The sequence below is a fragment of the Pseudomonas mandelii genome (assembly GCF_024138395.1).
GTDB classification, from domain to species: Bacteria; Pseudomonadota; Gammaproteobacteria; order Pseudomonadales; family Pseudomonadaceae; genus Aquipseudomonas; species Aquipseudomonas mandelii_E.
Genome location: NZ_JAMYDU010000068.1, coordinates 1 through 317 on the forward strand (window position 1 = coordinate 1; position 317 = coordinate 317).

Sequence of the window (317 nt, forward strand, 5' to 3'; positions counted from 1 at the left end):
TGACCGGCGCACTGGTGGACGAGGTGACGGTGGCGCCGGTGAGGGTCCAGCTTTGCGGGCCGGTGCCGGTCGGGTGGATGCTGCCTTCCTGGCTCAGACGGAACAGGCCGTTCTGGCTGGTGGGCAGGCTGAAGCCGGGCAGCGTCAGCGGGTTGACTTGTTGCTGGGCCAGATCGGGGGCGAGTTGCTGGTTGATCTGGATCCGCGTCGAGTAACCACTGCCCGCGCCGGTGTCGGTTGGGGTACGACCCGCCGCCACATAGGCATAGTAGGGGCGAACCACGCTGTTGTTGATGTTCTGGGCGGCATCGAGGGTG

The 317-nt window shown here is 66.6% G+C and carries 1 protein-coding gene; it reads right to left on the bottom strand.

The features are described from left to right. Positions 1-317 (bottom strand): hypothetical protein (locus tag NHU87_RS28345; RefSeq protein WP_253555186.1); only part of this gene is annotated, 317 nt, incomplete at both ends.